The following is a 17,630-nucleotide window of genomic DNA, read 5'->3' on the forward strand; positions in this document are numbered from 1 at the left end:
ATGTTCAAACGACCATCCACCCACTACGGCAAATCCCCGCAACCAGAGACGCCCTACCAGCGCGCGGCGCAGATCTGGGACGATCGGATCGGATCGGCCCGCGTGCAGGCCCGCAACTGGCGCTACATGGCGTTCGGCTCATTGGGGCTTGCCGCTGGCCTCTCCGCCGCGCTTGTCTGGCAGTCCGCCAACGGCTCGATCGTGCCCTGGGTGGTGCAGGTCGACCGGCTCGGCCAGGCGCAGGCCGTGGCGCCGGCGACCGCCGACTACCAGCCGAACGATCCGCAGATCGCCTTCTACCTGGCGCGCTTCATCGAGCAGGTCCGCTCGATCCCGGCCGACGCCATCATCGTGCGGCAGAACTGGCTGCGCGCCTATGACTTCACCACACAAGGCGGCGCGCTCGCGCTCAACGACTACGCCCGCGCCAACGACCCCTTCACGAAGGTCGGCAAGCAGCAAATCGCAATCGAGGTGTCGTCGGTCATCCGGGCCTCGCCATCCAGCTTCCGCATCGCCTGGATCGAGCGCCGCTATCAGGACGGCTCGCTGGCCTCCACCGAACGCTGGTCAGCCATCCTCACCGTCATTGTACAGCCGCCGCGCGACGCCGACACGCTGCGGAAGAATCCGCTCGGCATCTACATCAACGCCATCAACTGGTCGAAGGAGCTTGGACAATGACGCCCGCACTCCGCAAAGCCGCCCCCTGGAGTGCAGGGCGTCCGGCTTTCCGCATCCACGTAATGCCGGCTTTGCGCAAATCCGCTTTGCCGGCGATCCTGCTCGCCGGTTCGGCGTTGGCAGGGTGCGCCACCCACACGCCGCCCCCGGAAATTTCCTACGACAATGCGGCCCCGGCCGTGCAGACGACCGATCCGCCAGCGCCCGTCAGGGTGGTGGAATTGCCCAAGCCGCTCCCGCTGCCCGGTCAGTTGAAGCCGCTCGGCAAGGACGGGAAGCCCGAGCCGGAACCGGCCGACCCCGCCGCACGCGTCAACCAGGCCAACGCCGCCGCGCGCGTTCAGCCCGTTCGCAACGGCTTCATCAACTCCATGCAGGTCTATCCCTTCGTCGATGGCGCGCTCTATCAGGTCTATGCATCGCCGGGGCAGATCACCGACATCGCGCTCCAGCCCGGCGAACAGCTCGTCGGCTCCGGTCCCGTCGCCGCCGGCGACACCGTGCGCTGGATCATCGGCGATACCGAGAGCGGCATCGGCGCGGCCAAGCAGATTCATATCCTCGTAAAGCCAACCCGCGCCGAGCTGATGACCAATCTCGTCATCAACACCGACAGGCGCACCTATCACATGGAGCTGCGCGCAACGCCCTCGACCTACATGGCGTCGGTGTCCTGGCAATATCCGCAAGACCAGCTCATCGCGCTGCGCCGCCAGAACCAGCAAGCCGAGGCCGCGCAGCCCGTCTCCAGCGGCATCGATCTCGCCCGCGTCAATTTTCGCTACGAGGTGACGGGTGACCGCGCGCCGTGGCGGCCGCTTCGCGCCTTCGATGACGGCAAGCAGGTGTTCATCGAATTCCCGCGCGGCATCGGTCAGGGCGAGATGCCGCCGCTGTTCGTGGTCGGGCCGGAGGGCGACACATCCGAGCTGGTGAACTATCGCGTGCGCGGCAACTACATGATTGTCGATCGGCTGTTCGCCGCCGCCGAGTTGCGGTTTGGTGCGGGCAAGAACCAGAAGCGCGTCCGCATCTCCCGCACCGACGGGAGGCCGGCATCGTGAGCGATGAACGCGATCCCGAAAAGGAGGAAGGCCGGGCGCAAGGTTCGACGCCCCAGCCTCAGCCGATCGACGATGACGCTCGGCCGCTGACCGGCGGGCCGGCCGCGACGATGCGGCTGCGCGCCGAGCCGCCGCGCGTGACCCGCCTGTCCCGCAAGGTGCTGGCCGGTCTGGGTCTCGCCGCAAGCCTCGGTGTCGGCGGGGCGCTGATCTATGCGCTTCAGACCCGTCACGGTGGCCAGGGCCAGGAACTGTACTCGACAGACAACCGCTCGACACCGGACGGACTGGCTGGATTGCCGAAAGATTATTCCGGCGTCCCGAAGCTCGGCCCGCCGCTCCCGGGCGATCTCGGTCGCCCGATCCTGAACGCGCAGAACGGTGGCACGGTGCCGCCGATCGGCGCGCCTGCATCAGGCCCCGTGGGGCCGAGCCCGGAGGAACAGCGTCGGGCGCAGGAGCTGGAGTCGGCACGGACCGCGCGGCTGTTCGCCTCGACCGAGACTCGGCCCGCCAGTGCTGGGGCCTCGACGCAACCCACCGCGATCGCCACGCCGCCGGCCGACCTCGCCAGCCTCGGCCTCGCGCCGCAGCCGGCGACGCCCTCGGCGCAGGATCGCCAGCTCGCATTCCTCAACCAGGCGCCGGACAAGCGCACCGTCTCGCCGGATCGCGTTGCGGCGCCGGCGTCGAAGAACGTTCTGCAGGCCGGCGCTGTCATCGCTGCCGCGCTCATCACCGGCATCCGCTCCGACCTGCCGGGCCAGATCACCGCGCAGGTGACGGAGAACATCTATGACAGCCCGACCGGCAAGATCCTCCTCGTGCCTCAGGGCACGCGCGTCATCGGGCAGTATGACAGCGGCGTCGGCTTCGGTCAGCGGCGCATACTCCTCGTCTGGAATCGGCTGATCTTTCCCAATGGTCGCTCCATCGTTCTGGAGCGCCAGCCTGGTGCGGACGCCGAGGGCTATGCCGGCCTCGAGGATGGTGTCGACTATCACTGGGGCGAACTGTTCAAGGCCGCTGCGCTCTCCACGATCCTGAGCATCGGTGCGGAGGCCGGCTCGTCTGGCCAGGAAAGCGACATCGTGCGGGCGCTACGACAGGGTGCGTACAACAGCGTCAGCCAAACCGGCCAGCAAATCGTCCAGCGTCAGCTCAACATCGCCCCGACGCTCACCATCCGGCCGGGCTTTCCCGTCCGCGTCATCGTCACGCGCGATCTCGTGCTCGAACCCTACGGAGGCTGATATGGTGAAATTGAAGTTTGGCTCGATTACGGATGACAAGCCGGTCAAGGTCTCGTTCGAACTGCCGGCCACGGTTCACCGCGATCTCGTGGCCTATGCCCAAATACTAGCCCGCGAGACAGGAAGATCCGTGGGCGATCCGGTGAAGCTGATTCCGCCGATGATCGAGCGATTCATGGCGACCGACCGAGGATTCTTGAAGGCGCGACGCGACGGCGAACACGGGCACCCACCTGCTAGCTCGGGCTCGTCGTCGCAGAATTAGCGATCAGTCCCGGCACTGTGACGGCGTTCGATCGTCGCGACATTGTTCTGGCTAGGCTCAGCAACCGCCGTAAAGCCGGATTGTCATTGTGCGGCGACCAAATCGCGCAGAACGGCAGAATCTCCTGGCTGAGTGGGCGGTAGGCGACGCCGGGAAAGCGCGCCGCGATAGTCGCTTCGCTGGTCAGCGTGAGGCCCTGAGCCATGGCGACGAGATTCATCAAATTGTCTCGACCGACACGGCAACGTTCGACGTTGGGGTGGTGCCCAAGGTCAGCGAGGTGCTTCACCAGGTAGTCGTGGATCTCCGGACCCGGGTCGGTCTCACTGACGATAAAGTGTCGGTCTCGCAGGTCCGTCCAAGAAATCTCGCGATTTCGAGACAGGTCGTCGTCGTCTGGCAATGCTACGAAGACACGCTCATTCCAAAGATGCGCCAGATCGCATCCGTCCGCGATCGGCTCACCGGTCAGGAAGGCGACATCCAGGTGATGTCGTTGAATCGCGGCGATGTGGCCGGAGGGCCCGCCTTCAATCAGATCGGGTCGGATGGCTGGGTTTGCCGCAGCATAGGCGCGGAGGAGATCGGCGAGAAAGCCAGATGCAAGCGAGGAAAATATCCCGATGCGCACGGTGCCCGCTTCACCACGCCCAACTGAACCAACGTCCATGGCGGCATGGCCGATCTGAGTGATGGCCTTACGAGCGCGGACGAGAAATCTCTGGCCGGCTTGAGTGAGATCGACACCACCATGGTGGCGAATGAATAGAGCCGCTCCTAGTTCATCTTCCAGATCCCGAATCCGCCGGCTGATGGCGGACTCCTGAATCTTAAGCGCCTTTGCTGCGCGTCGAAAGCTACCGCGCTCTGCCGCTGCGATAAAGTAGCGAAGATGGCGCAGCTCGATTGTCAGCGAAGCGCCTTCCTCGACTTGGAAGATGCTAGCGACTCTTCCTCCGAAACTGCGCCAGGCACTGTCAGAACTGGACCAAAGATTGCGCTGCCGACTTCCAGGGCCTCTTCCATCACCAACATGACGCCGTGCCGGGATGGCGTCTGCTGATCAAGCCAACGCCGCAATTGCTCTTCCGAACAAAAGAAGGCGATCAACGGGCAACAAGAGTTTGCCGCCGCACCTCCTTCATAGGCAAAATCGTACCAGACTACGGCGCCATCGGGCGACACGTTACACAAGGTACGACCCTCATCGCCTATCGTCACCCGGACGCTTCTACCAGTTAGCCGACAGCGGGACTCGACCGTGACGTCGCTGCGATACATTCTACCAACCCCGAGTGCGTCGATGGCGCAGAGGCTGTGCAAGGTGTGGCTCTTCAGTGCGACGTGGTGACCTGTCTGTGTCTCCGTAAAAGGGTAGGCATAGAGGATCGCGTCCGTGCCGGGTTCAAGGCCCACGAGATCGCGCAGTTGCAGCTTGTGCAGAATGACGCGCATGCGCTCCTCTGGGATGTCCGAGCAGGCGGCAATCTCGCTAGCGCGAGGCGGCCGACCGGTTTCGGCGTAGAGGTCGAGGACCATCCGCCACACCAGATCCTCATTCGGTTCGAGCGCCTGCGACCACTTGTCCAGAAGTCCCGCCCGCGCCGCCATGCGCCCGCTAAGCGCATGCCGCGCGGCCGGCGTGGTAACGGCCGACCAGTCCGGGCGGCATACGCCCGGCCTGATCTCGACACTGAACTCTTCCGATGTTGTCGCGTCGATCGCCATTACTTCTTCCTCGACTGATCGTTTGGCCAATCGTCAGCCCGCGCAGCAGGACAGCTTCTTGACATCCCGGTCGAATGTCTGCGCCGCAAGCTTGAGCCCTTCGACTGTGGTCAAATACGGGAAGATCGTCTCCGCGAGGTCATCGATTGTCAGACCGCCACGAATCGCCATCGTCGCCGTCTGGATACTGTCCGCGCCTTCAGGCGCAAGGATGTGTGCCCCAAGCAGCTTGCGGGTGTCGCCGTCCGCCACAAGCTTGATCAGTCCGCGTGTATCCCGGGCCGCGAGCGCGCGGGGCACGTTGTCGAGCGAAAGCACGGAAGTGCGGACGTTGTGCCCGGCGGCACGCGCCTGCGTTTCCGTGAGACCGACGCTTCCCACCTGCGGATCGGTGAAGACTACCGCAGGCATCGCCGAGTTGTCGTAGCGGAGGCTGTTGCCGTTGAGCGCGTTCTTCGCCGCGAGCTTCGCGCCATAGGCCGCCATGTAGACGAATTGGTCCTTGCCCGTCACATCGCCGGCCGCGTAGACGCCCGCTTTGGACGTGCGCATCCGGTCGTCGACCACGATGGCGCCCACGGGCGTCCGGGCGATACCAGCTTGTTCAAGGCCAAGGCTTTCGGTGTTCGGGGCGCGACCGGTCGCAACGAGAACCCGCTCGGCGGCTAGCGTCTCTAGGTGTCCGTCCCGAACAACCGTGAGCGCGACGCCATCCTCCGTCCGACGGATCGACTCATAGGTCAGACCGCCGACGACCTTGATACCCTCGTCGGCGAGATAACCGGCGAGCGCCGCCCCGATCTCAGGCTCTGCTTCCGGCAGGAGGCGGCTGCGGAAGACAAGCGTCACCTCGACTCCCACTCGAGCAAAGGTTTGCGCGAGCTCAGCGCCGATGTAGCCACCGCCGAGCACGATCATCGAGCGTGGCAGCGCGGTCAGCTCCAGCGCCGTGGTGCTATCGAGGATTGAGATGTCCGTTATGCCCGGGATCGCCGGCAACGCCGGCCGGGTCCCGGTGGCAATGATGATACGATCCGCCGCGAAACGCTTGCCACCGGCTTCGACGACGCCATCGACGAGGCGGGCACGGCCTTCATTATATGCGATGTTGTTGTAAGATGGCAGGAGATCGGCGTACTTCGCCTGACGCAGACCCGCGACCAGTGCATCCTTTTGAGCGACCTGCGCGCCCCAGTCTGCCACCCGCGCCTGCGCGGCGATACCGGCGAACCTGGGTGCGGCGTTCGCGTGGTGCACCGCTTCTGCGGCCCGGATAAGGGCCTTCGACGGGACGCAGCCGACATTGACGCACGTCCCTCCGATCGTGCCGTGGCCGATCAACGCAACTTGCGCCCCTTGTTCTGCTGCCGTAATCGCGGCCGAGAACCCGGCGGAGCCGGCGCCGACGACGATGAGATCGTAGCGGCCGTTCCCGTTCTTTGCGCTAGGAGCGCAGCAATCACTCATGACTTGAACTTTCCTGCGTTCTTACCCGTCTCGCAGCAGTCAGGGCCAGCTGAGGCAGATGTGTTGCGTCGATAGAGCCCGATCCCCACCAGCCCGAGCGAGACGATAAGAACCGGAATCAGGACATAATCGGCCTTGCCCGCGAGCGCCGAGAGCCCGATCGCTCCCAGCACAATCCCAAGGATTGGAGTCGCGCAGCAGAGCGCCGCCACGACCGCCCCAATGCTGCCGGTTCGAAAAAGGGTGCGACTATTCACGTAATCAGCCTTTTGTCGCGCGCGCCGGATATCCGGCATTGGTCGACGCCGCAATGAGGGTCGCGACATTGGTGACCGCATCGTCGAAAGTGACCGTTGCCACTGCGCCCGACGTTCCGTTTGCCTCCTGGACCACTACTGCCTTTACGCCCGAGACCCGGGAGAGCGTTTTCTTGACAATCGGGGCGCAGAGTTCGCACGTCGCGTTATCGACGTTTAGGACAACGGTTCTTTCGGCGGCTTGGGCCGCAAAAGGCGAAAGCATGGCAATAAGCGCAGTCGCTGCGAGGATACGTCGGAACATAGATTTTCTCCTTCAGGTTAAGCGGTCGATCAGAGGAACAAGGGCGCCAGTTTCGGGAAGCCGAGTGCGACGATAACGAGCACAGTAGCCGTCCAAAGCCCGATCTTTGCGATGCGACCCGAGCTGGGTTTGGCGCAGTAGGAGCCTTCGGCGCAGGCGACTTTGGGCTTCCGGTAAACGAGATAGAACCCGTAGCCTAGGAAACTAATCGTCACGGCGGCAAAGATGGGCTGATAGGGCTCGAGGGCCGTCAGGTTACTAATCCAGGCGCCGCTGATTCCCAACGTGAACAGGGCGAAAGGTACAACGCAGCAGCTAGACGCAAGGATCGCGCCGATGATCCCACCCGCTGCAAGCCACCCCTGCGTCTTAACCTTTCCCGCATCCGGCGAGTCGACCAGTTTGGTACTGATATCGCTCATTAAAAAAAGCCCTTCAATTCGAGTCGGACACACGATAAGGTCTGTAGTGACTACAGACTCAAGAGGTTTTTTTGGGCCATGACGGATCGCGCTATCGGACGGGGTTTCAAACGAAGTGAGTTGGCGCGTCAGACGGGCTCTAATTTAGAGACAGTCCGCTACTACGAAAAAATTGGGCTTCTTCCCGAGCCGCCGCGCAGCGCTAACGACTACCGCGTTTATAACGAAGCCCATGTCCGGCGCCTCCGCTTCGTCATGCGTGGCCGCGAACTCGGTTTCAGCATCGAGGAAATCCGCGGCCTTTTAGAGTTGGTCGACGGCGGCAAACAGACGTGCGCGGAGGTCAAAGAGCGTACCGAGCACCACCTCAGTGATGTTCGCGCAAAGATCGCAGACCTCAGGCGGATCGAAAAAATTCTAGCCCAAACCGCTGCACAGTGTTCGGGTGACGCCATTCCGGAATGCCCGATCCTCGATGCGCTTTCGTCATATCCAGACGTCGGCGACGCGGGGCACCGTTGAGGCCGCGGAAATTGTCTGCCGTTTCGCCGTTGAAACCTGGTTGCGGCTGCGAAAGTCAGCTCGGTAATGCGCCCACGACGAATAAGTAGGAGAGAGACGAATGGCGAACCAATTCGACCTTGTAGTCATAGGGACCGGCACGGCAGCCATGGCCGTCGCGATGCGCGTGCGCGCAAAGAGCTGGAGCGTGGCTGTTATCGACCACCGGCCTTTCGGAGGCACCTGCGCCCTGCGGGGCTGCGACCCGAAAAAGATGCTTGTCGGCGGCGCCTCGGCTGTCGACCATGTCCGGCGCATGAGCGGCAATGGCGTTGCCGGCGACGTCCATATCGCCTGGTCCGAATTGATCGCCTTCAAGCGCACCTTCACCGACCCGGTCCCCGAAAAGCACGAACACCGTTACGAAGAAAAGGGCATCCATAGCTATCACGGTCATGCGCGCTTCGTAGGCCCGAACAGTCTGACAGTGGGTGGCGAGAGCCTTGAAGCCCGTCACGTTTTGATTGCTGCGGGCGCCGAGCCGATAAAGCTGCACATTCCCGGTGAAGAGTATTTCGTCACCAATGAGGACTTTCTGGCAATGCAGCGGCTGCCCCAACGCATCGTGTTGGTCGGCGGCGGCTATATAGCGTCAGAATTCTCCCACATCGCCGCTCGCGCAGGCGCGCAAGTGACCATTCTTCAACGTGGCCAGCGGATGCTCACGCACTTTGATCCTGACCTTGTCGGCTGGCTCATGGACAAATTCGCCGAGATCGGGGTCGATGTGCGCCTGCGGACCACTGTAGAGGCGATTGAGAAGAAGGGAGCGGGCTTTGTCGTCCACACCACATCAGAAGGTGGAGGCTCAACCTTTGAGGCCGACCTCGTTGTTCATGCGGCCGGCCGGGCACCCTCGCTGGACGGGCTTGATCTTGAGGTCGGCGGCATCGCCGTGGAAAACGGCCGGCTCAAGCTGAATGAGCACCTGCAGAGTGTCTCCAACCCAGCCGTGTACGCCGCCGGCGATGCGGCACAGAAGGGGCCGCCGCTCACTCCTGTCTCTAGCCACGACGCCAAGGTGGTCGCCGCTAACCTTCTAGAGGGCAATCGGCATACACCCGACTATCGCGGTGTGCCGAGCGTGGCCTTCACGATCCCGCCGATCGCTGCGGTCGGACTGAGCGAAGACGAAGCACGTCAGCAGGGCCTGAAATTCCAAACTAAGTCCCAGAAGGCGTCCGAGTGGTTTACTGCCCGCCAGGCCGCAGAGAAGACCTATGGCTTCAAGGTGATGGTGGAGGACGACACCGGGCGTATCCTAGGCGCACATCTTGTCGGACCGCACGCTGATGAAGTGATCAATCTGTTTGCCCTTGCGATCCGCCACGACCTAACGGCCGACAATCTGAAGACGACGATGTTCGCGTATCCCACCGGCGCCTCGGATATCGGCTACATGCTCTGAATGCCTTCGCGTTTTCTGGAATCACCGCGGACGAATTCATCTGGCTCTATTACTCGCTAAAGGACGCCGAACTGGCACGCGCGGAGCCTCGACGTAGCTATGCGCTTCATCGGCGATGCACCAACCCAGGAGCGCGGGCGCAGACATGGTGAAGCCCGGGGGCCAGCCGATCGGATCAAACTTCCGTATTGACCCTGTATTTAGTACAGGGTGTAGCAGTTTCTGATGTGACGATCGTAAATGTGAACCAACGAGCAGCGCCGCACTGATGGCTTGGCAGCGCCACCAGCGCGGAAAGTGGGGTGTCGTGAATGAAAAGCCAGCAGCCGGGCTAATGACCGCAATTGTCGTCGCGCCATTGGTCGCGCTTTGCTGCCTTGGGCCGCTTTTTATCGGCTCGGCAGTAGGTGGTGTCGTGGGCTGGCTTAGCGGACAGGGTCTTGCATTGATCGCCGTGCTCGCGTTCTTGGCCGCAGCCATCGGCTACGCCGTGATGCGTTGGCGCAGGGCTTCATCCATTCGAGTGGACGCCGGCTCGACTTGCGCATGCGATGTATCTGAGGCGCGGCAGGACGTCGAGCTTGATGTCGTCAAGCCTGCGAACGAACGGCGGACCCGCTAATCGCAACAATCCGGGCGGTCCGCAGCGCACGGTGGCGATCGCTCAGGCCGGACGATCATCCATAGAACTGGTACGTCCCATTCAAGAAATGCCACATGCCACTGGAAGATCAGCAACCTGACCCATTAAGAGCGGACCCCGCGGAGATGATCGAAGAATGCTCGCCCCTGTTGCCAGGGTTCAATGAGGACGGGCTCATTCCCGCTGTCGCGACAGATGTCGCGAGTGGAGTGGTGCTGATGCTGGCGTGGATGAATGCGGAGGCGTTGAACAAGACGATCGAGACCGGCCAGGCCTGGTACTGGAGCCGGTCCCGCCAGCAACTCTGGCATAAGGGCGCGACCAGCGGGCAGATCCAGCAGGTCGAGGAACTGCGCATCGACTGTGATCAGGACGCGGTCTGGCTCAGGGTGCGCGTCGCGGGCGACGGCGGCTGTTGCCACACCGGCCGAACCAGTTGTTTCTATCGCCGAATCGTGGCCGGGCCGGAGGGCCCGACGCTCCGCCGTCCCACGCTCGGGCATTGTCGCGCTGAGAGGCCGCCTCGGAAATGAGATAATAAGCTGTACATGCCCGTTGCGGCAGCACCCGACGGGCAACGACGACCCTGCTGCCACTAGCCGCAACCATTGCCGCCGTGTGTTTACACGCGCGAAGTGGGAGCGAAGCGAGCGATTGGTTCTATGGCCATCAAGAGAGATGGCGCACCCGACACGATTCGAACGTGTGGCCTCCACCTTCGGAGGGTGGCGCTCTATCCAGCTGAGCTACGGGTGCATCGGTGTTCAGATAGTGCCCGAGATCGAGCAGGGTCAATCTCGAATTCAACGATCGAATCGACTCAATCAGAGCGGGGCTTGAGCCGGGCCGATTGTCGCCGTTCGTACTCCACAACCTCCTTTCGGTTTGCTTCCGTGGTGCTTCCGCGACCTCGAACGCGATATTCGTCCACCCTTCGAGTTTTGCCAATCGCTTGGTTTCGCTCGATTTTTACGACACCCTCGATCGGCAGAAAGAGCTTGCGTTTGCCTTCGGAGGGCCGACTGCGGATTGCTGATTCCTATTGGGATTTCCGCTGCTTAGGAACGGCCGGGGAAGACGCTTGTACGAATCCTGTACGAAGTGCGGCGTGTACTTTGTCCGTGGTGTCCTCGGCGTGGGTGTAGGTCTTCTGCATCAATGTGATGTCAGCCCATCGTCCAGCTTTCCCCACCGTGCGCGCATCAAGCCGCTGGCGTACGAGCAACTCCGTTGCGAACCCATGACGCCCTGCGGCGTGCGGCATGATCTCCGCGATCTTTGCTTTTTTGCAGGCCGTCTTCCATGCCTTGTAGCAGCCATCCTTGCCGGCATAGCCGAACATCTTCTCGATCTTGGTCCGTGTCTTCCCGTGCGGTCCCTTGCGCGGCCGACGCGGACGGAGGTTCGCCAGTTCGACAACCAGGTCCATCGGCAGGTCAACCCACTGCGCTTCTGTACCCTTCGCCTCCGGCATCCAGACGCGTGCGTTCTGCAGATCGAAATCGTCCGGCTTCAATGCTGTGGCTTGGCTGATGCGTGCGCCGGTGGCGAACATGAAGTAGGCCATGGCGCGCAGATAGGGGTTCGCCTTCGTTCGAAACGCCAACAGCCATTCCCACGAGCCCGGAGTCTTCTCGACTCGGCTCTGCTTGCCGCGCTCGCGGTCCTGTTTCAGCCGTTCAGCTTTGGTGTAGGCCTTGATGCGGATAGGGGGGCATTTGCCGAGATCGTGCGCATTGTTGATCACTGCGCGGATCGGCGTCACCACGTGACGTTGCCAAGAATCCGTGGCGCCGTTCGGGAAAATGATCGGGCCAAGGTTTCTGACTTCCTGAGGAGTGATAGAGGGGACACTCCGGTCGGTCAGGTGCGGGAGGATCGCTTCGAGATCGTTCGCTTCCATAGGATTCGCCGGATAGAGCATCACGGCGTCCTCGAAGGTCAGGGCCTTTTCTTCCCCAACGATATCACGTTTGATCTCTTTCCTTTCGAACTCTGCGAGCGCGACTTCTGCGTCCCTTTTTGGCGCTGTCGAAGGTATTCCAGTGCTTTGCCGGTAGTATTTACCGGACGGTATCCGGTCGATCCGTCCTTTGAACCACCACCATCCGGTTCGTTCGTAGAGTTCGAGGGGCAATCTTCTGGTTCCTGGAATAGTCGGTCAATGTGCTCTGGCAGGAGTATCATCGCCTTTCCGAGCATCTTGCAAGCTCGGAGGCGCCGCGCGTCCGCTCGGATCGTTCGCGCCGACAGGTGGATGCCGCGCGCAGCGAACACTTCCACCCACTCCTCTGGCGTCTTCCCCTCCTCCAAGATGATGCTTGGCCCTGGCATCAGTCGTCATACCCCGCAATCCAGAGCCGGTACCGGCCGTCAATTCGATTGAACTCGCCCGCCGCCCGCTCATCATGATCGAGCATTGCCCTGCTGGTGACCCCGCAAATCTCGCGTAGCCAGTCCGCGGCTTCCTCGGCCGACCCAGTTTCGCTGAAGGTCCAGAAACCGCGCTCCTGGCACATCATCGCTGCGCGTCGCGCGAGCGGACCGCCTTTGAGTTCGGGTTCGGTTTGTTCACTGGCGCCAGGGCTGGTCTCGCCTGATTGCTCAGCCGCAGGGAAGTCCGGTTTCTCTTCGGCCTGTGCTTGTGCGGCGCTTCCGGGCTTTTGCCCTGGCGTTTCGGCGGCCGGCGCGATCACGTCGAAGACAAGATTTTCGCCGATGATAAACACGTCGACCTTTTCGCAGTCGCTGATGTCGAGCAGGGTGCGCAGCGCGTCGGCCGTGGGGATGGAATAGCGATGGACGATCGTCGGTATCATCGCTGGCGAGCCCCTAGCACAAGGCTTTGCCATGGATTCGGACGCTTGAACTCGCCGATGCGATTGAGATTGACCCATTGCGCGGCCCAATAACCGAACATGTAGAATTTGTACCGGGCCAGCGAATCCCATGCTTTGCGCTCGGCCTCGTCCATCTCGTGTCTCAGCCGATCGATCACAGCCCGATCTCCTCGAGGAAAGTTTCGAGCCCGACCGGTTTTTCCGGAGCCGAGAAATAGCCCTTGATATGGGCATCCCAGTGTTCGGCGAGTTTCGCCGATACCTGCCGGCGAGCACGCTTCATGCTCTCGATTTTGAGTTCGTCCGACGTGCGCGTGATGCGCCGATCCCACTTCCTGATCTCGCGCCAAAAGCCGCGATGCTCAATTCGAACAGCATCAGGCAACATCCGAAAACAATCGCCGCAGACAGTCTCCTGATCCTCATGTTCGCGCTTGAAGGTGCGGCGGCAGCGCGGATTGATGCAGGGGATTCGCTCAGCGGAGACCACGACGTGCCTCCGCGAGATATTTTGGAAACATCGCTTCGATGTGTTCCGGAACAGGTTCACCACGTGCTGCAGCAACCAGCGCTTCGCTCAGTTGGACGCCTAGGGAAGGTTCCCTGGGCTCATCATGCCGCGCCCGATACTGGCGTGCGGCCTTCTTCCCATGTCGGGCCTTGATGTGCTGGAAAACGTCATTGTGACCGATGAAAAGCACGCCGGTGCAATGTGGGCAGGGAAAGGTACGCGCGTCAGCCATGCCACACCGCCTTCTCGACGGCCGCCTTGCAGCCATCGAGTGTCGTCATCGCTCCAGTGCGGCCATCATCCCATATGCCATAATACGGCCCGTCGCCCAGGAACTGCTGAATGGCACCGCTGGTGCCGTGGAGCAGCCACAGGCGTGTCTTTTCTTGCTCGGTGCAGGTGCAGACATCACCCCTCTCATGGATCGTACAGACGCGCGAGAAACGCCAGCGTGTGAATTCCAGCAGCCCGCTCATTCGAGTCCGGCCGCGATGCGCAGCCCTCCTGCTTCCGAGATCAGGCTGTTCTTGCGCAGGATCGACATTCGCGTGTTCCAGCTACCGCCGCGCGGGACAACGCCGAGTTGATGCGCCAAGGCGTCGATCGAGATGCCGGGCGTACGGCGGATGATCTTGAAGGCATCTGCCGAGGGCGTCGGAAGGTTCTGCTCCAACAAGTCCGCAGGCGCCAAACCTTCCGGTGCTGCCGGCGGGTTCGTCGGCACGACCAGATCACCTTCCTCGCGGACACGACCGCTGTCGAGCAAAGCGCGGCGACGGGTATTGAAGCTGCCGCCTCTCGCCTTGCGACCACAAGCAGCCGCCAAGCCGGCCCATGTCAACTTCGCGGGCCACACCCGCATCGCGACATCAAGGAAAGGATCGCCACCTAAAGTCATCTGCTTGGCCGCAGCGGACGCCAAAGACTTCACCGCTTCGCGGGTCTTCGACTTCATAGTAGACAGCGGTGGGTTACTGCTAATGGTCACCGGGGTAGGATTCGAGCCTGCGAACAACGGGTATTCTACCCGTTGCCTAGCCTCGCTCGGCTTTCCGGCCGTAGGCGCGATGTTTTCGATCGCACCCCTGACTTTGATGAACGCATCATCCCACCCGTCACCATAACCGGTGCGATAACCTTTCTCCTCGCCTCGATCATAGCCGCGTTTCTCGGCTGCCTCGATATCGGCCGGCGCGGCGGTGCTTTTGACCGGCTTGGCGGCTTCTTCCTTCGCCTTGGCGGCGTCGACCATCATCTGGCGCAGCGCGGCGACGTCTACCCCTGTAAGAGCCGGCGCCACCACTGTCTCGCCAACCTCAGGCGTGCGGGAAGAATCGAACGTTCGGATCGGCAGGAACTTGACCAGTTCGAGTTCGTCGTCGGCCGGCGACCATACCCAGCCTTCGCCACGCTGGAGCTTCGGTAGGCTGCCCATCACCGCCCGCGCCTGGTCGGCGTCCGCGTTGCCCTTGACCCACTCCTCGATCGCCTTCCGGTCCTGCGGGCTGGTCAGCTTCAGCGCGATCAGCGTTCCGATCTGGCTGAGAACGTTCTTATGAATCACCGCCGGCCTCTGGCTGATCATGACCGGCCGGAAGCCCTTGATGCGGCCGCGCCTGACGATCTTGTCGAAGGCGCCGAACAGGCGCTGCTCGCCGTCGGCTAGGCGCTGCGAAGCGATCTCATCGGCCTCGTCTACAATCAGGTGCAGCGCCGTCTTGTTCTTGGCGTAGAGGTTTTCCAGGAACGGCGTCAGGAACCGGTTCTTTTCTCCGTGTGTCATTTCAGATGTGTCGATGATCGCCTGCACGTCACGCTCTGCAAGCGCGAGGGCAAGAGCCTTGCCCGTGTCAGCATCGGGTGTAATCGGCACGTCTGCATGCTCGCCGCCGAAGATCAGGACAGGGAAGCCGCCATTCTCGGAACCGTCTGCGCCGGATCGCAGGCCCCACCATGCGCCGGTTGGGTCAATGACGATCACGCGCCGGCCGAGCTCGAGCAGCTGTTCGACGGCGCTCTTCGCGGTGAAAGTCTTGCCGGCGCCGGTGGTGCCGACGATCGCTGTCGGGTGGTCGAGGTACCGGGTGATATCCATCAGGACGGCCTCGCGTTCAAGGTGGGGATCTGTTCAAGGACTTTGCCTAGGATGGCCGTCTCGGAATTGAGCATGATGCGCACAGCAACCGCAGCGCAGCGTTCCATGGCCTCCTCGCCGTGATAAAGCTTAATCGCCGTCAAAATAGCTGCGATGCCAGTTGCGAGCGCTCCGACAGCCAAACCACTATGGGCGTCGTTGCCTATCCACGCTTTGGGGCAGTGGGTCTCTATTGCGGCGATGATTTCGTCTGTGAGCAAATTCGTCATCACATCACCAATGTCAGGTGGTCAGCCGCGCGGGTGACCGCCGTGTAAAGCCAGCGGCGGCGGTCATCGCCGAAGGCGCGGGATTCATCGAAGACGCAGACCTTCGGCCACTGGCTGCCCTGCGCCTTATGGGCCGTGATCGCCATTCCGAAGGTGAAGCGCTGCGTGCCGATCAGTTGCTTCCAAGGGATGCCGTCGGCTGAGCTGTCCGGCTTGAAGAACTCCGGCCGAACCCTGATCTCGATCTCCGGGCGCTCAGGACTGTCCGGATCGGCGACGGTATACCGCAGGACCTTCTTGCTCTGGCTGCGACCCGGCTTGGCCTTAGCGACGATCTTGTAGATCTCGCCGTTGGCGATGCGTTTCTCGCGATCGTTTCGCAGGCAGATCAGGCTTTCGCCGACCATCGGATTGGGGTCTGTAAACCCATGCAGTTCCCGGAGCCGGGCATTGTAGCGCTGGCGGGAAACATTCTTGCCGACTATCACTATGTCGGCGTCGGTAACGCGGTGTTGCTCCAGATCCTCCCGCCGGCAGATGTGCAAGAAGTCCAGATCGCAGGGCGCATAGCTGCCGCCTGTCCGGATCTCGCTCGCAAGACGGATGATTGGGCTATCCTTCGCCTGCCGGTGCACATCGGTGAGCATGTAGTCGGGCTCGCCGGCCGTGAAATATCCGTGACCGGAGACAGGAGGGAGTTGAGCCGGATCGCCTAGGACGAGCACCGGAACATCGAAGGACAACAGGTCCTTCGCAAGTTCCTCATTCACCATGGACACCTCGTCGACAATGACGAGTGACACGCCATCGAGCGCCGACCTGTTGAGTTCGAGGATCAAATTGCCGTCATCGTCGCGCAACGGCATGCCGTTGGCATCGTACTTCCCCTGATAGATCAAAGAGTGGATGGTCTTGGCGCCGACGCATCCCTTCTGGCGCATGACGCGCGCGGCTTTACCGGTGAACGCAGCGAACTTGACCTTCCCGTCTTCCTGTTCGGCGATATGGGTGGCGAGCGTGGATTTCCCTGTGCCAGCATAGCCCGCGAGATAGAAGGTCGGCGCGTAGCGCAGTCGCAGCCAAGCCGCCGCCTTCGAAAGAGCCTCGTTCTGTTGGGGCGCCCACTGCATCAGATTTCGCCCTGAAGTCGCCGAGCTACCGCAGCCAGGCCAACCGCCATGACGGTCGCGACATCCATCGACATCGCTGTCTGGCGCTGGTGCGCTTCACCAATTGCCTCGTTCCAAAAACAAGAGAGAGCATCGGCGAGCGTTGCGGCAGTTAGCGCCTCCGTAGCTGGCCTCGCTGCAAGCGCGGCCTCGGCAACCCTCGCCCTATCGAGATAGCGGTTGTTCGCCTCGAGAAGTTCGTTGACGCGCTTGTTGTGCGTCGTGGCGCGATCTTCCGCCTGGTTGAGCAGTTCGGCCACTCGAGCCGGAGCGAAAATGACGCGTTCAATAGTCCAGTCGCCAGCCATCACGCGTTCTCCTTCACCGGAGCCACGATTTGAGTGGCGAAGCCGATGACGGCGGTCGCCAGCGCGCGGAGCGAATGGCCATCTGTCAGGGTGCGTGGATCGCACTCGATGACCTTGCGGGCGATATCGGTGGCGCCGTCAAAGCTGAGCGGCGCCACGATGATGGAGCCTCCGGCGCCGACAAGCACGGCATCGCCGACCTGGAACGGAACTTCGACCGGGCCGTCTTTCGCAGGCAATTTGAGCGCGCCAGACCGGGTGACGGTTGCGACCTTCCAACCGTTCTCAAAAACGGCGACATCATGGGCATGGATCTCGATCATCAGGCTCGCTCCGTCTTCAGAACTTTGATCTTCTTGATGAGAGAGGCGTTGCCCTCGGC

The 17,630-nt window shown here is 62.1% G+C and carries 24 protein-coding genes, 1 tRNA gene and 1 pseudogene; 8 read left to right on the forward strand and 18 right to left on the reverse strand.

Going from position 1 to position 17,630, the window contains the following annotated elements:
• From trbF to FZF13_RS06855, 4 genes are read left to right on the forward strand one after another with little or no spacing between them, the layout of a single operon-like run.
• Window positions 1-684, forward strand: a complete 684-nt coding sequence (gene trbF, locus FZF13_RS06840) for a conjugal transfer protein TrbF (protein WP_024922521.1) — start codon at window positions 1-3, stop codon at window positions 682-684.
• The gene (trbG, locus tag FZF13_RS06845; RefSeq protein ID WP_024922520.1) at window positions 681-1,748 is read left to right on the forward strand and encodes a P-type conjugative transfer protein TrbG; all 1,068 of its coding nucleotides are present in this window, start codon (window positions 681-683) and stop codon (window positions 1,746-1,748) included. The genes trbF and trbG overlap by 4 nt, the downstream gene beginning before the upstream one ends.
• Window positions 1,745-3,001, forward strand: a complete 1,257-nt coding sequence (locus FZF13_RS06850) for a TraB/TrbI/VirB10 family type IV secretion system protein (RefSeq protein ID WP_024922519.1) — start codon at window positions 1,745-1,747, stop codon at window positions 2,999-3,001. The genes trbG and FZF13_RS06850 overlap by 4 nt, the downstream gene beginning before the upstream one ends.
• A gap of 1 nt (window position 3,002) precedes the next feature.
• Window positions 3,003-3,266, forward strand: coding sequence for a DUF2274 domain-containing protein (locus FZF13_RS06855; RefSeq protein WP_150978926.1), 264 nt, complete (start codon window positions 3,003-3,005; stop codon window positions 3,264-3,266).
• Here FZF13_RS06855 and FZF13_RS06860 read toward each other — a convergent pair.
• From FZF13_RS06860 to FZF13_RS06885, 7 genes and pseudogenes are all read right to left on the reverse strand, one after another.
• Window positions 3,238-3,936, reverse strand: coding sequence for a LysR family substrate-binding domain-containing protein (locus FZF13_RS06860; protein WP_244431161.1), 699 nt, complete (start codon window positions 3,934-3,936; stop codon window positions 3,238-3,240). The two genes, FZF13_RS06855 and FZF13_RS06860, sit on opposite strands and share 29 nt — an antisense overlap.
• Before the next feature lie 111 nt (window positions 3,937-4,047).
• A pseudogene (locus tag FZF13_RS29490) lies at window positions 4,048-4,206 on the reverse strand (LysR family transcriptional regulator); the annotation flags it as partial.
• Window positions 4,176-4,994 carry an alkylmercury lyase family protein gene (locus tag FZF13_RS06865; protein ID WP_024922516.1) on the reverse strand — a complete coding sequence of 273 codons (819 nt, stop codon included), beginning with the start codon at window positions 4,992-4,994 and terminating at the stop codon, window positions 4,176-4,178. The gene FZF13_RS06865 and the pseudogene FZF13_RS29490, both read right to left, overlap by 31 nt.
• 33 nt (window positions 4,995-5,027) lie before the next feature.
• The gene (gene merA / locus FZF13_RS06870; RefSeq protein ID WP_024922515.1) at window positions 5,028-6,461 is read right to left on the reverse strand and encodes a mercury(II) reductase; all 1,434 of its coding nucleotides are present in this window, start codon (window positions 6,459-6,461) and stop codon (window positions 5,028-5,030) included.
• Complete coding sequence (merF, locus tag FZF13_RS06875) at window positions 6,458-6,799, reverse strand: mercury resistance system transport protein MerF (RefSeq protein ID WP_342585820.1); 342 nt, start codon at window positions 6,797-6,799, stop codon at window positions 6,458-6,460. The genes merA and merF overlap by 4 nt, the downstream gene beginning before the upstream one ends.
• Complete coding sequence (locus FZF13_RS06880; protein ID WP_024922514.1) at window positions 6,723-7,022, reverse strand: heavy-metal-associated domain-containing protein; 300 nt, start codon at window positions 7,020-7,022, stop codon at window positions 6,723-6,725. Before FZF13_RS06880 ends, merF begins: the two co-directional genes overlap by 77 nt.
• A 29-nt stretch (window positions 7,023-7,051) precedes the next feature.
• The gene (locus FZF13_RS06885) at window positions 7,052-7,444 is read right to left on the reverse strand and encodes a mercuric transporter MerT family protein (protein WP_024922513.1); all 393 of its coding nucleotides are present in this window, start codon (window positions 7,442-7,444) and stop codon (window positions 7,052-7,054) included.
• A gap of 78 nt (window positions 7,445-7,522) precedes the next feature.
• Between FZF13_RS06885 and FZF13_RS06890 the strand changes: the two genes are divergently transcribed.
• The 4 genes from FZF13_RS06890 to hisI all read left to right on the forward strand — a co-directional run bounded on the left by FZF13_RS06890 (window position 7,523) and on the right by hisI (window position 10,589).
• The gene (locus tag FZF13_RS06890) at window positions 7,523-7,966 is read left to right on the forward strand and encodes a MerR family transcriptional regulator (RefSeq protein WP_024922512.1); all 444 of its coding nucleotides are present in this window, start codon (window positions 7,523-7,525) and stop codon (window positions 7,964-7,966) included.
• 100 nt (window positions 7,967-8,066) lie between these two features.
• Window positions 8,067-9,413: a dihydrolipoyl dehydrogenase family protein gene (locus FZF13_RS06895; protein WP_024922511.1), complete on the forward strand. Its 1,347-nt coding sequence runs from the start codon at window positions 8,067-8,069 to the stop codon at window positions 9,411-9,413.
• A 268-nt stretch (window positions 9,414-9,681) separates the two neighbouring features.
• Window positions 9,682-10,035 carry a hypothetical protein gene (locus FZF13_RS06900; protein ID WP_036257115.1) on the forward strand — a complete coding sequence of 118 codons (354 nt, stop codon included), beginning with the start codon at window positions 9,682-9,684 and terminating at the stop codon, window positions 10,033-10,035.
• Window positions 10,036-10,130: 95 nt separating this feature from the next.
• The gene (hisI, locus tag FZF13_RS06905) at window positions 10,131-10,589 is read left to right on the forward strand and encodes a phosphoribosyl-AMP cyclohydrolase (protein ID WP_024922509.1); all 459 of its coding nucleotides are present in this window, start codon (window positions 10,131-10,133) and stop codon (window positions 10,587-10,589) included.
• Between the two features lie 146 nt (window positions 10,590-10,735).
• On the opposite strand, the gene FZF13_RS06910 is transcribed toward hisI, so the two are convergent.
• From FZF13_RS06910 to FZF13_RS06965, 11 genes are all read right to left on the reverse strand, one after another.
• Window positions 10,736-10,812, reverse strand: a tRNA-Arg gene (locus FZF13_RS06910).
• A 283-nt stretch (window positions 10,813-11,095) separates the two neighbouring features.
• Window positions 11,096-12,193: a tyrosine-type recombinase/integrase gene (locus tag FZF13_RS06915; RefSeq protein WP_024922508.1), complete on the reverse strand. Its 1,098-nt coding sequence runs from the start codon at window positions 12,191-12,193 to the stop codon at window positions 11,096-11,098.
• A 196-nt stretch (window positions 12,194-12,389) separates the two neighbouring features.
• Window positions 12,390-12,875, reverse strand: a complete 486-nt coding sequence (locus tag FZF13_RS06920) for a hypothetical protein (protein ID WP_024922507.1) — start codon at window positions 12,873-12,875, stop codon at window positions 12,390-12,392.
• Window positions 12,872-13,054, reverse strand: a complete 183-nt coding sequence (locus FZF13_RS06925) for a hypothetical protein (RefSeq protein WP_024922506.1) — start codon at window positions 13,052-13,054, stop codon at window positions 12,872-12,874. Before FZF13_RS06925 ends, FZF13_RS06920 begins: the two co-directional genes overlap by 4 nt.
• Window positions 13,051-13,461, reverse strand: a complete 411-nt coding sequence (locus tag FZF13_RS06930; protein WP_244437863.1) for a hypothetical protein — start codon at window positions 13,459-13,461, stop codon at window positions 13,051-13,053. Before FZF13_RS06930 ends, FZF13_RS06925 begins: the two co-directional genes overlap by 4 nt.
• 170 nt (window positions 13,462-13,631) lie before the next feature.
• The gene (locus FZF13_RS06940; RefSeq protein WP_024922504.1) at window positions 13,632-13,883 is read right to left on the reverse strand and encodes a hypothetical protein; all 252 of its coding nucleotides are present in this window, start codon (window positions 13,881-13,883) and stop codon (window positions 13,632-13,634) included.
• Window positions 13,880-15,502 carry an ATP-binding protein gene (locus FZF13_RS06945; RefSeq protein ID WP_024922503.1) on the reverse strand — a complete coding sequence of 541 codons (1,623 nt, stop codon included), beginning with the start codon at window positions 15,500-15,502 and terminating at the stop codon, window positions 13,880-13,882. Before FZF13_RS06945 ends, FZF13_RS06940 begins: the two co-directional genes overlap by 4 nt.
• The gene (locus tag FZF13_RS06950; protein ID WP_024922502.1) at window positions 15,502-15,771 is read right to left on the reverse strand and encodes a hypothetical protein; all 270 of its coding nucleotides are present in this window, start codon (window positions 15,769-15,771) and stop codon (window positions 15,502-15,504) included. The genes FZF13_RS06945 and FZF13_RS06950 overlap by 1 nt, the downstream gene beginning before the upstream one ends.
• A complete protein-coding gene (locus FZF13_RS06955) occupies window positions 15,771-16,901 on the reverse strand; it encodes an ATP-dependent DNA helicase (protein WP_024922501.1) in 1,131 nt (376 codons plus the stop codon). Before FZF13_RS06955 ends, FZF13_RS06950 begins: the two co-directional genes overlap by 1 nt.
• On the reverse strand, window positions 16,901-17,248 hold the full coding sequence (locus FZF13_RS06960) for a hypothetical protein (RefSeq protein WP_024922500.1): 348 nt from the start codon (window positions 17,246-17,248) through the stop codon (window positions 16,901-16,903). The genes FZF13_RS06955 and FZF13_RS06960 overlap by 1 nt, the downstream gene beginning before the upstream one ends.
• Complete coding sequence (locus FZF13_RS06965; protein ID WP_024922499.1) at window positions 17,248-17,571, reverse strand: hypothetical protein; 324 nt, start codon at window positions 17,569-17,571, stop codon at window positions 17,248-17,250. Before FZF13_RS06965 ends, FZF13_RS06960 begins: the two co-directional genes overlap by 1 nt.
• Between the last annotated feature and the right edge of the window lie 59 nt (window positions 17,572-17,630).

Origin of the sequence: Mesorhizobium terrae (genome assembly GCF_008727715.1) — a bacterium.
GTDB classification, from domain to species: domain Bacteria; phylum Pseudomonadota; class Alphaproteobacteria; order Rhizobiales; family Rhizobiaceae; genus Mesorhizobium; species Mesorhizobium terrae.

Excerpts from the sequence above, each read along its gene's own strand:
- FZF13_RS06895 (WP_024922511.1), top strand. The coding sequence starts at position 8,067 with ATGGCGAACCAATTCGACCTTGTAGTCATAGGGACCGGCACGGCAGCC.
- FZF13_RS06955 (WP_024922501.1), bottom strand. The coding sequence starts at position 16,901 with ATGCAGTGGGCGCCCCAACAGAACGAGGCTCTTTCGAAGGCGGCGGCT.
- FZF13_RS06865 (WP_024922516.1), bottom strand. The coding sequence starts at position 4,994 with ATGGCGATCGACGCGACAACATCGGAAGAGTTCAGTGTCGAGATCAGG.
- FZF13_RS06920 (WP_024922507.1), bottom strand. The coding sequence starts at position 12,875 with ATGATACCGACGATCGTCCATCGCTATTCCATCCCCACGGCCGACGCG.
- hisI (WP_024922509.1), top strand. The coding sequence starts at position 10,131 with ATGCCACTGGAAGATCAGCAACCTGACCCATTAAGAGCGGACCCCGCG.
- FZF13_RS06960 (WP_024922500.1), bottom strand. The coding sequence starts at position 17,248 with ATGGCTGGCGACTGGACTATTGAACGCGTCATTTTCGCTCCGGCTCGA.
- FZF13_RS06945 (WP_024922503.1), bottom strand. The coding sequence starts at position 15,502 with ATGGATATCACCCGGTACCTCGACCACCCGACAGCGATCGTCGGCACC.
- trbG (WP_024922520.1), top strand. The coding sequence starts at position 681 with ATGACGCCCGCACTCCGCAAAGCCGCCCCCTGGAGTGCAGGGCGTCCG.
- merF (WP_342585820.1), bottom strand. The coding sequence starts at position 6,799 with ATGCGGTCACCAATGTCGCGACCCTCATTGCGGCGTCGACCAATGCCG.
- trbF (WP_024922521.1), top strand. The coding sequence starts at position 1 with ATGTTCAAACGACCATCCACCCACTACGGCAAATCCCCGCAACCAGAG.
- FZF13_RS06940 (WP_024922504.1), bottom strand. The coding sequence starts at position 13,883 with ATGAGCGGGCTGCTGGAATTCACACGCTGGCGTTTCTCGCGCGTCTGT.
- FZF13_RS06885 (WP_024922513.1), bottom strand. The coding sequence starts at position 7,444 with ATGAGCGATATCAGTACCAAACTGGTCGACTCGCCGGATGCGGGAAAG.
- merA (WP_024922515.1), bottom strand. The coding sequence starts at position 6,461 with ATGAGTGATTGCTGCGCTCCTAGCGCAAAGAACGGGAACGGCCGCTAC.
- FZF13_RS06860 (WP_244431161.1), bottom strand. The coding sequence starts at position 3,936 with ATGGACGTTGGTTCAGTTGGGCGTGGTGAAGCGGGCACCGTGCGCATC.
- FZF13_RS06855 (WP_150978926.1), top strand. The coding sequence starts at position 3,003 with ATGGTGAAATTGAAGTTTGGCTCGATTACGGATGACAAGCCGGTCAAG.
- FZF13_RS06880 (WP_024922514.1), bottom strand. The coding sequence starts at position 7,022 with ATGTTCCGACGTATCCTCGCAGCGACTGCGCTTATTGCCATGCTTTCG.
- FZF13_RS06900 (WP_036257115.1), top strand. The coding sequence starts at position 9,682 with ATGGCTTGGCAGCGCCACCAGCGCGGAAAGTGGGGTGTCGTGAATGAA.
- FZF13_RS06890 (WP_024922512.1), top strand. The coding sequence starts at position 7,523 with ATGACGGATCGCGCTATCGGACGGGGTTTCAAACGAAGTGAGTTGGCG.
- FZF13_RS06965 (WP_024922499.1), bottom strand. The coding sequence starts at position 17,571 with ATGATCGAGATCCATGCCCATGATGTCGCCGTTTTTGAGAACGGTTGG.
- FZF13_RS06950 (WP_024922502.1), bottom strand. The coding sequence starts at position 15,771 with ATGACGAATTTGCTCACAGACGAAATCATCGCCGCAATAGAGACCCAC.